This is a genomic window from Rhizobacter sp., from assembly GCF_031412075.1.
In the GTDB taxonomy this organism is placed as follows: Bacteria; Pseudomonadota; Gammaproteobacteria; order Burkholderiales; family Burkholderiaceae_C; genus Rhizobacter.
The window spans coordinates 1-9595 of the sequence record NZ_JANOCG010000656.1 but is presented as its reverse complement, the minus strand read 5'-3'; the positions used below and the strand labels follow the sequence as shown (position 1 = coordinate 9595).

The window sequence follows — 9595 nt, the reverse complement described above, 5'->3', positions numbered from 1 at the left end:
GCGCGCCACGCTGGCCTCCGTCGAGCCGATGCGTTCGCGCTGCTCCAGCCGCGTGCGTTCATCGAGCAGGGACGGGTTGGCCGGCAACACGGCGGCGACGATGGCCTCGCGCTTGACGCTGTCGCCCTGGCGCAGCGTGAGCCGCTGCACGCGCCCAGCCAAGGGCATCGACACCACATAGCGGTCGCGCAGCCGCGTCTTGCCGTCTTCTTGCACGGCGCGCTCGAAGCGGCCCTGGCGCACCTGTGCCACCTCCACCAGTTGAGGCGAGGGCATGAAAGCCCAGACCACCAGGCCGACCAGCAGCAGCACCGGGGCCGCAATGAGGAGTTTTTTCTTCGTGTTCATGGGGCTCGCTTGTGTGATTCACTCTCGGGTCTTGAGCACGCCCACCAGGTCGAGCGTGTCGATGCGGCGGCGCACGATCAGTGCGCTCACCAGGCCGGCCACCACCACGCACATGGCGGCGAAGGCATAGGTGCTGGGCAGGATCACCAGCGGGAAGGAAAACTCGTCGGTCACCATCAGCGCGACGATGGTGTAAGACAGGCCGTAGCCGAGCAAAACGCCCAGTGGGATGGCCAGCGCGATCTCGATCGCCAGCTCACCCAGCAGCAGCCCCGACACCTCGGCGCGGCTGAAGCCGAGCACGCGCAGGCTCGCCAGCTCCCAAGCCCGCTCGGCCAGCGAGATGCGTGCGCTGTTGTAGACCACGCCCACGGCAATCACCATCGCAAACAGGGTGAGGATGGCGCTCATGGTGAGCACGTTCCTGGCCGTGACTTCTTCGATGTTGGCGCGCATCACTGATTTGCTGGTCGCCAGCAGCACGCGCGGTTGCCCCTTCAGTGCCATCAGCAGCTCAGGCACGTGCCCGCGTGCCACGCTCAGCGTCACCTGCGACACCACGTCGCCTTCGCCGAGCAGGCGGTTGAGGGCACGCCGCTCCATGTAGGCGTTCATGCCCATCATCTCGCTCACGGTACCGGCCAGCGGCAGCTCGAGCACCGGGCGGGTGCCTTCCATCACCTCCACCCGCACGCTGTCGCCCGCACGCAGGCCGAGCCGCTCGGCCAGCCGGTCGGTCAGCATCAGGCCGTGGCGGGGCATCGGGTGCACGCGGTGGTCGAGGTCGACCACACGCTGCAGGTCGGGCTCGGCCGGGCGGCCCTGGATGGCGCCGTGGTAGCTGCGGTGCCCGTTGACCAGGCGCACGCTCACCAGGCGCGAGCCCTCGGCCGCAGTCACGTGAGGCAGTTTCATCAGCTCGTGCTGCACCCGCGCTGGCGTGGCCTCGACCAGTGCCACCGCCACGTCACCACGCATCACCAGGCCGAATTGGGTGGAGAGGATCTCCTGGGTGGCGTCGCGCCAGAACGCGCCGGTCACCACGATGGCCATCGACAGCGCAATGCCGAGGACGGTGAGCCCGGTGCGAAATGGCCGCCGCTCCATCGTGCGCAGCACCATGCGCGTGGCGGCAGGAACCCAGTGTTTGACGCCTAAACGCTCGATCAGCATCGGGCGGTAGATGCCGGGCGCGGGCGGGCGCATGGCCTCGGCCGGCGCCAGTGACACCGTGACGCGAATGGCGTTGAGCGTGGCCAGCACGCCGACCACCAGCGCCACGCCGGTGGCGGCCAGCACCAGGCCTGGCGTGAGCTGGTAGTCGAGCACCGGAAATCGGAACACGTCGGCATAGAGGCCGGCGAACCCCTTGCCCAGCGCCGCACCGAGCGCCAGGCCGGTCAACAAGCCCACGAGCACGATCACCAGCGTGAGCTTGAGGTAGTGCGAGGCAATTTGCAGGTCGGGGTAGCCCAGCGCCTTGAGCGCCGCGATCTGCTCGCGCTGGGTGGCGATCTGGCGGCTCAACACCACGTGCAGCAGGAACGCCGCCACACCGAGAAAGATGCTCGGCAAGATGGTGCCCAGCACACGCTGCTGAGAAATCTCGCTCGACAAGATGCGGTCCGACAGCTGGTCGTCCCGGCCATAGGCGCGTGTGGTGCCATACGGCGCGAGCAGGCGGTTCAGGTGGTCGATCACCGCCGCCTCCGAGCCGCCAGGCGCCAGCCGCAGAGAGACGTGGTTGAACGCACCTTCCATGTTGTAGGCAGCGGCCAGGGTGTCGTGGTCGACCCAGAACACACCAAAACCCTTCTGGTCAGGCGAGCCGGCAAGGCCTGCAAACACGTATTCCGGCGACAGCGCAATGCCCACCACCACCAGCTCTTCTCGCTTGCCGTTCACCAAGGCGTGCAGGCGGCTGCCGAGGTCGAGCCGGCGCTCGCGCGCGAAGGCTTCGGACACCAGCGTTTCGATGGTGCCGCTGCCGTGCCTCTCCACCATGCGGCCGCGTCGCAACTCCACGGTGTTCAGCCGCTGGGCGGTTTGTGTGGGCAGGCCGATCAGCTGGCCGACGATGGGGTCGGTGACGCCAGGCAGGTCGATCGGCACCAGTTGCTGCACCCGCGTGTCGACCTGGGCCACGCCGGGGGTTTGCTGGAGCTGGCGGTCGAGGTTTTGCGGGGCGCGCTTGAGCGAGGCGAACACGTCGGCGAAGCGGGCGTCGGCGTAATAGATGGCACGCGAGTTCTTCAGTGCCTGGTAGGCGCTGAAGGTGCCGACGAAGCCCGCGATGCCACTCGCCACCACCAAGGCGATGGTGATGGCCTGGCTCCACATCAGGGCCAGGTCGCGCAGCAGCTTGCGGTCGAGGGCTTTCATGGCTCGCAGCTGTCCCAGCCCCGCTCCGTTCGGGCTGAGCCTGTCGAAGCCGGCGCAGTGCAAGGCGCACCCTTCGACAGGCTCAGGGCGAACGCAGGCGGGGGTGTTGCTCTCATGTTGCCTTCACCACCTCAGCTCCGTCGGCGCCACCTTGTGCGCATTGACCTCGATGCGCGCCACGCGCCCGCCACTCAGGTGCAGCACGCGGTCGGCCATGCCGGCGATCGAGGCGTTGTGCGTGATCACGATGGCGGTGGTGCCGAGCTCGCGGTTGATCTGGGCAATGACTTCGAGCACCAGCAGGCCGGTGGTGTAGTCGAGCGCGCCTGTGGGTTCGTCGCACAACAGCACCTCGGGCCGTTTGGCGATGGCCCGGGCGATCGCCACACGCTGCTGCTCGCCGCCCGAGAGCTGCGAGGGGAAGTGGTCAAAGCGTTCGGCCAGCCCGACCAGGCCCAGGGCTTCGCGGGCCGGCATGGGGTGCTCGACGATGTCGGTCACCAGCTCGACGTTTTCTTGCGCCGTGAGACTGGGAATGAGGTTGTAGAACTGGAACACGAAGCCCACGTGCTCGCGGCGGTAGCGGGTGAGGTCGGCGTCATCGGAAGTGGTGAGGTTGTGGTCGGCGAACAGCGCCTCGCCCACGCTCGGCCTGTCGAGCCCGCCCAGGATGTTGAGCAGCGTCGACTTGCCACTGCCCGAGGGGCCGAGCAGCACGATGAACTCGCCACGGTAGATGTCGAGGTCGACACCTTGCAGCGCATGCACCTGCACCTCGCCCATGGTGTAGGTCTTGCCCAGGCCGCGCGCGCGGAAAACCACCTGGCGGGGCTCGGTGTCGCTGGCGGTCGTGAGCGGTTCTGCGGCCAAACTCGTGTCCATAAGGTGATTACCTTAGACTGGCACGACGCCAATGCGCCGATGCTATGCCGTGGCAACCGGTGTGCCGGGTTGGGCTCTCATTTTGCGGACGCCGACACGCGCCGGGTTTGACCGGGCGCATGCTTGCGCTGTCTTGCAGCTTGGAGGAAGACGTCGATGGAACACCTGGATGTGCTGATCGTGGGCGCCGGCCTGTCTGGCATTGGTGCGGCCTACCACCTGCAGACCGAAAGCCCCGGGCGCAGCTTTCTCATCCTGGAAGGGCGCGACACCATCGGCGGCACCTGGGACTTGTTTCGCTACCCCGGCATCCGCTCCGACTCCGACATGTACACGCTCGGCTACCGATTCAAGCCCTGGCCGCATGCGAATGCCATTGCCGACGGGCCCACCATCCTGAGCTACATCCGCGAGACAGCCACCGAGAACGGCATCGACCAGAAGATCCGCTTCGGCCACAAGGTGAAGGGCGCGTCGTGGTCGAGCGCCGAGGCGACGTGGACGGTCGAGGTCGAGCGCGTTGCCACGGGGGAGACGCTGAAATTGAGCTGCAACTTTCTCTTCATGTGCAGCGGCTACTACCGTTATGAAGAGGGTTACACCCCCGCGTTTCCCGGCATCGAGCGTTTTGCCGGCCGGGTGGTGCACCCGCAAAAGTGGACGCCCGACATCGACTACGCCGGCAAGCGCGTGGTGGTGATCGGCAGCGGCGCCACCGCCGTGACCCTGGTGCCCGAAATGGCCAAGGACGCGGCGCACGTGGTGATGCTGCAGCGCTCGCCCACCTATGTGGTGTCACGGCCTGCGCAAGACCCGATCGCGCTCAAGCTGCGCCGCTGGCTGCCCGCGAAGGCGGCTTACATGCTGACCCGCTGGAAGAACGTGCTGCTGGGCATGTACTTCTACAAGCTCGCCAAGAGCAAGCCGGAGAAGGCGAAAAAGTTCATCCTCGACATGGTGCACTCGGCCATCGGCTCCAAGGTCGACGTGGCCAGACATTTCACGCCGCGCTACAACCCCTGGGACCAGCGCATCTGCCTGGTGCCCGACGGCGACCTGTTCCGCGCGCTGCACGCCGGCCGCGCCTCGGTGGTCACCGACCAGATCGAGACCTTCACCGAAACTGGCATCAAGCTGCGCTCGGGCGAGGAGCTGGCGGCCGACCTCGTCGTCACCGCCACCGGGCTGGTGCTGACCTCGTTTGGCGACATGGCCTTGACGGTTGACGGCCGCCGTGTCGAGGGCCCGCAGACCTTTGGCTACAAGGGCATGATGTACAGCGACGTGCCCAATCTCGCCTCGGCGTTCGGCTACACCAACGCCTCCTGGACGCTCAAGTGCGACCTGACCTGCGAGTACGTGTGCCGCCTGCTCAATCACATGGCGAAACACGGCTACCGCCAGTGCACACCGCGCAACAACGACCCCACGCTCGTCGCCGAGCCGTGGCTGGATTTCAGCTCGGGTTATGTGCAACGGGCCATCGAGCAGCTGCCACGCCAAGGCTCCAAGAAGCCCTGGAAGCTTTACCAGAACTACATCCGCGACCTGATCACGCTGCGCTTCGGCCGCATCGACGACGGCGTGATGGAGTTCTCCAACCCGCAGGTGCAGCCGCGCGAGGCTCAGCGGGCCATCGGCTGAGCAAGGCGTGCAAGCCAGTCGGCGGCCAGCTCGCTGGCGGCTGGCGTGTGGGTGGTATCGACCTCGATGGCATGCACACGCTCCGTTGCGCTGAGTGGCTCGCGCGCGAGCATCAGCCGCTCCAGCACCGTGAGGCCCGCCTCCGACGCGTCGTTGCGGCTGGCCTCACGCTGGCGCACCCGCTCACGCAGCACGTCGGGCGGGGCGTCGCACACCAGCAAGGTGAACGGCGCACCGGCCGCGATGGCCACCGCCTGGAACCGTTCACGCTCGCCCCGCTTGAGGCTGGCCGCATCGACGATGGTCGGCCAGCCGGCGAGCAGGCTCGCGCCCGCCAGCGCACGCAAGCGCGAGAACGTGGCCTCGTGGGCCTTCGGCGTGTAGATGTCGAGACCGCTGGCGCGTGAATCAGCGAGCGGGGGCAGGCCGTGCAGGCGCTTGCGCTCGACATCGGAGCGGATGCGGATGGCGCCTGCGGCCTCCATCAGCTGTTGTGTGACGTGACTCTTGCCCGAGCCAGGCAGGCCGCAGGTGGCCAGCAGGCGGGAGTCGCTGGCCTGCGCGATGGTCTGGGCCAGGGCCAGGTAGTCGGGTGCCGCGTTTGCTGCACCTTGCAGCCTCCCGACCAGCGCGCGCACGACCGCCCGGTAGACCAGGTAGAAGCGCAGCACCGGGAGCCCGGCGTAGTCGCCGCTGTGCTCCAGGTAGGTATTGAGAAAGCGGAACGCGAGGTCGCGGCAGCCGTGCGCCCACAGGTCCATCACCAGGAAGGCGGCGTCGTTGAGCACGTCGATCCAGCGCAGGCCCGGGTCGAACTCCAGGCCATCGAAGGCCGTGGGTTCGTCGCCCAGCATCACCACGTTGGCCAGGTGCAGGTCGCCATGGCCTTCGCGCACAAAACCTTCCGCTCGCCGCTCGGCCCAGACGGGCGGCAGGGTGGCCGCCTGGAGATGCAGCCAGCGCGCCAGTCCCGGCTCGACGGCCGAGGGGTCGAGCCGCTCGATCTCGGCCAAAGCGCCCAGCGCCGGGCCGGCCACGTGTTCGGCGTCACCCCAGGGCGAGCCGGGCTCGGCACGGGGCGCGTCGGCGTGGAAGGCGGCCAGCCGCCTAGCGAAGCGGTCGACGTGCTCGGGCAGCAACTGGCCGGCGCCGAGCCGCTCGCTCCACAGCGCGCCATCGGCAAAGCGGCGCATCTGCACCACGCAGTCGAGCGGCTCGCCGCTGCCGCTGAAGCGGGGTGCATCGACCGGGCCGTGAAGCGGCAGCACCGCCAGGTAGACCTCGGGCGCAAGGCGACGGTTCAGCCGCAACTCGTCTTCACAGGCCTGGCGGCGTGTGGCGAGCGATGAAAAGTCCATGAAGCCCAGGTTCACCGGCTTCTTGAGCTTGTAGGCGAAGTCGCCCGCGAGCAGCACCCACGAAATGTGGGTTTCGATGAGCTGCACCGCATCCGCTTGCCCGGCCTGCAACTGCCGGCGCAGGCCGTCGACCAGGCGGGTCGGCAAGGCGTTCAAGATTTCACTTGGGTTGAGTGGTATTCGTCGCGCAGGTGCTCAGGCCAAACGGCAGGTAGGCCGGGCAGAAGCGGAAAAAGCCGGTGGCCAGCGGCAGCACGCCGATCCAGCCCCAGGCGCCGATCCAGCCCATCAGGGTGGCGAGGATGAGCAAGGCGCCGGCGGCGATGCGCACGGCGCGGTCGATGATTCCAACATTGGTGGTCATGGGTTCCTCCAGGGGGTGAAAGCTTCGAGCATGCGCGCGAAATTTTCGCGATGGCTTGCGGGAGGTCAACCCGTTTGCGCGGCATCGCCACAAGGCGCCTGCAGCATCTTGCGCATCTTCTCCAGGAAGGGCGCGAAGTCGATCGGCTTGGTCCAGTAGGCGCTGGCCCCGGCGCGCAGGGTGGTGTCCACATCGGTGCTGATGGCGTTGGCCGACAAGGCCACCACCCTGAGGTGGCGTGTTGCAGGCTCTTGCTTGAGGCGCTGCAGCACCTGCAGGCCGTCCATGTCGGGCAGCTGCATGTCGAGCAACAGTACATCGGGCCGCAATCGACGCGCCAGTTCAAGCCCGCTCGTGCCGTCAACGGCGACGACCACACGCACCTCAGGCCATTGGCGCAGCAACTCCACCACGAGCAGCGCGTTGACGGCGTTGTCTTCGATGTAGAGCACGGTGCCCGAGGGTCGCTGCTGAGGCTGCCCAATGGGCAGGTGCACATGCACCACCGTGCCATGGCCGCGACTGCTTTCCACCGCCAGGTGGCCACCCATCAGAATCACCAGCCGGTGTGCGAGCGCCATGCCGATGCCGGCGCCGTCGATGCCACTGCGCTCGCGTCCCATCCGGTTGAAAGGCTCGAAGAGCGACGCTTGCTGCTTGGCTGTCATGCCGACGCCGTCATCAACCACGCTGATGCACACGCAGTCGCGCTCGCGCTTCAGTTCCACACGCACGAGCCCCCCACGCCGATGAAACTTGATGCCGTTGGAAATCAACTGCGACACCACCTGGTACAGGCGCGTCGAATCGGCCTGCACGGTGAAAGGGCGCTCGATCTCATAGGACGATTGCAGCTGCACCTGCTGCGCCGTTGCGAGCGCGGCGTTTGTCACCAAGGCGCTGTCGAGCAACTCACACAGCTCGACCTCGCGGCTTTCGATGACGATTTCGCCGGCTTCGAGGCGGCTCAGATCGAGCACGTTGTCGATCAGGGTGCGCAGTTGATGGCTGGCCACCTGCATCAGCTCGAACTGGCGTTGCTCGGGCTCGGACAACCGGTCACGCAGGCCAGCCTGCAGCAGCTGAGCCATGCCCAGCACTGCATTCAGCGGCGTGCGCAACTCGTGGCTCATGCGGGCCAGAAACTCGGTCTTGGCCAGATTGGCGGCCTCCTGCGCAGCCTGCTCCAGGCGCTTGCGTTCGCTCTCGCGAACAGCGGTCACGTCGCGCACCAGCACCGTCATCAGCATGCTGTCGCCCAGGCCCACACGGGAGATCGAGGCCTCGATCGGAAACTCGCAACCGTCCGAGCGCAGCCCGCTCAGCGCACGCACCGCGCTCATGGGTTGGCTGTGGCCATCACCTTGCGCATAGCCCCTCACGTGCGCATGGTGGGCCTCGCGGTGAGCCGGTGGGATCAGCCTGTCCAGCGGGTGCCCGAGCGCGTCTTGCGCGCTGAGCCGGAACATCTGTGTGGCGGCTTGATTGAACAACACGATGCGCTGTTGCGCATCGATGGTGATGATGGCGTCGAGCGCGGTGGCAAGTATCTCCAGCGCCCGCATCTGCAGCGGGCCGGGCGAGGGGCTCACCGTCGCAGGCACGGTGCACTCAGATACTTTTCAACATGCGGTCGGCCGCCCGGAAATACTTGCGTGCCAGTGCCAGCACCTGGCCATCGCTCGGGTGGTCGACCGTCTGCACGTCCACCACACGGGCGGCCACCGCCTTGTCGTGATGCTCCAGGTGTTTGATCAGCTCGTTCTTCTCGTTGCCCGGGCCCACCACCAGGATCGCGCCCGCGCCACCCATGGCTTCGGCCACGGCGTGCAGGTAGACCGCGTCTTCAGGCTCGTGCCCCGAACCGCCGCTCGGGCCGTTCTTGTGGTGGATCTTGCCGGGGCGGTGGGTCGAATGCAGCACCATCTGCTCGGCGGCATCGTCACTGAAATGGGTGACGCGGGCTTGTTCGTGATCGATCCACACGACGGCGTGAGGGTGAGACATGGAATTCCTTTGGGTGAGCAGATGGAGGAAAAGGGGGGCTGCGCGGCAAGCGCCGTCAGGCGAGGGTGCTGCACAGCAGGGCTTGCACGGTGAAGCGGTGGTTGTGAACCTGCTCATCTGCCAGCAGCACATGCTCGCCGAGGCAACAGCAGGCCAGCTCGGCGCGGCCGTCGCTGCAGCGAGAGGGTGACTGCGCGTTGCAGACGAAGTCGGGCGGCGTGTCAGAAGACGTGGTGCGCAGGTCCATGCCGGTGAGAAGCGCGGCGCGCCGCCAGGCGTCGCTTTCGGGCGAGTGCTCGTCGCCCAGCAGGCACAGTGTGGTTTTGTTCAAGGGCTTGTTGCTGTGTTCGCGCATGGTCATCAGGTCGCCCAGCACCCGCAGTGGGTGGTTGGCCGCGGCCAGGCCGTTGAAGACGGGGCGGCCTGCAGTGCGCTCGAACTCTTGCACCAGGCTGAGCGGCATGCCTTCGCATTCGATGGCGTCGTACAGGCGGCCCAGCACCACCGCGGTTTCATGCGCTGCATTCGCTTGCGTGATGCGCGAGCTGCTGGGGCGGATGTGTGCGACCTGAGCTCCCAGGGCGGTGGCGGCGGAGGTGAAGCTCGCGAG

8 protein-coding genes and 1 pseudogene are annotated in these 9595 nt (G+C 67.0%); 1 reads left to right on the top strand and 8 read right to left on the bottom strand.

Going from position 1 to position 9595, the window contains the following annotated elements; all coding sequences use genetic code 11:
- The 3 genes and pseudogenes from RMO40_RS24465 to RMO40_RS24455 form a co-directional block, all read right to left on the bottom strand.
- A pseudogene (locus RMO40_RS24465) lies at nucleotides 1–348 on the bottom strand (efflux RND transporter periplasmic adaptor subunit); the annotation flags it as partial.
- Nucleotides 349–366: 18 nt separating this feature from the next.
- Entirely contained in the window at nucleotides 367–2730 is a 2364-nt protein-coding gene (locus RMO40_RS24460) for an FtsX-like permease family protein (protein ID WP_309726398.1), read from the bottom strand.
- A 123-nt stretch (nucleotides 2731–2853) separates the two neighbouring features.
- Nucleotides 2854–3612: an ATP-binding cassette domain-containing protein gene (locus RMO40_RS24455; RefSeq protein ID WP_309726396.1), complete on the bottom strand. Its 759-nt coding sequence runs from the start codon at nucleotides 3610–3612 to the stop codon at nucleotides 2854–2856.
- A 156-nt stretch (nucleotides 3613–3768) separates the two neighbouring features.
- Between RMO40_RS24455 and RMO40_RS24450 the strand changes: the two genes are divergently transcribed.
- Nucleotides 3769–5256, top strand: a complete 1488-nt coding sequence (locus RMO40_RS24450; RefSeq protein WP_309726394.1) for an NAD(P)-binding protein — start codon at nucleotides 3769–3771, stop codon at nucleotides 5254–5256.
- On the opposite strand, the gene RMO40_RS24445 is transcribed toward RMO40_RS24450, so the two are convergent.
- From RMO40_RS24445 to RMO40_RS24425, 5 genes are all read right to left on the bottom strand, one after another.
- The gene (locus RMO40_RS24445) at nucleotides 5238–6770 is read right to left on the bottom strand and encodes an AAA family ATPase (RefSeq protein ID WP_309726392.1); all 1533 of its coding nucleotides are present in this window, start codon (nucleotides 6768–6770) and stop codon (nucleotides 5238–5240) included. The two genes, RMO40_RS24450 and RMO40_RS24445, sit on opposite strands and share 19 nt — an antisense overlap.
- 4 nt (nucleotides 6771–6774) lie before the next feature.
- Nucleotides 6775–6978, bottom strand: a complete 204-nt coding sequence (locus RMO40_RS24440; RefSeq protein ID WP_309726390.1) for a YgaP-like transmembrane domain — start codon at nucleotides 6976–6978, stop codon at nucleotides 6775–6777.
- Nucleotides 6979–7043: 65 nt separating this feature from the next.
- Nucleotides 7044–8582, bottom strand: coding sequence for an ATP-binding protein (locus RMO40_RS24435; protein WP_309726389.1), 1539 nt, complete (start codon nucleotides 8580–8582; stop codon nucleotides 7044–7046).
- 7 nt (nucleotides 8583–8589) lie between these two features.
- Nucleotides 8590–8985: a translational machinery protein gene (locus tag RMO40_RS24430; RefSeq protein WP_309726387.1), complete on the bottom strand. Its 396-nt coding sequence runs from the start codon at nucleotides 8983–8985 to the stop codon at nucleotides 8590–8592.
- 55 nt (nucleotides 8986–9040) lie between these two features.
- Nucleotides 9041–9595 (bottom strand): Rossmann-fold NAD(P)-binding domain-containing protein (locus RMO40_RS24425; protein WP_489660237.1); only part of this gene is annotated, 555 nt, incomplete at its 5' end.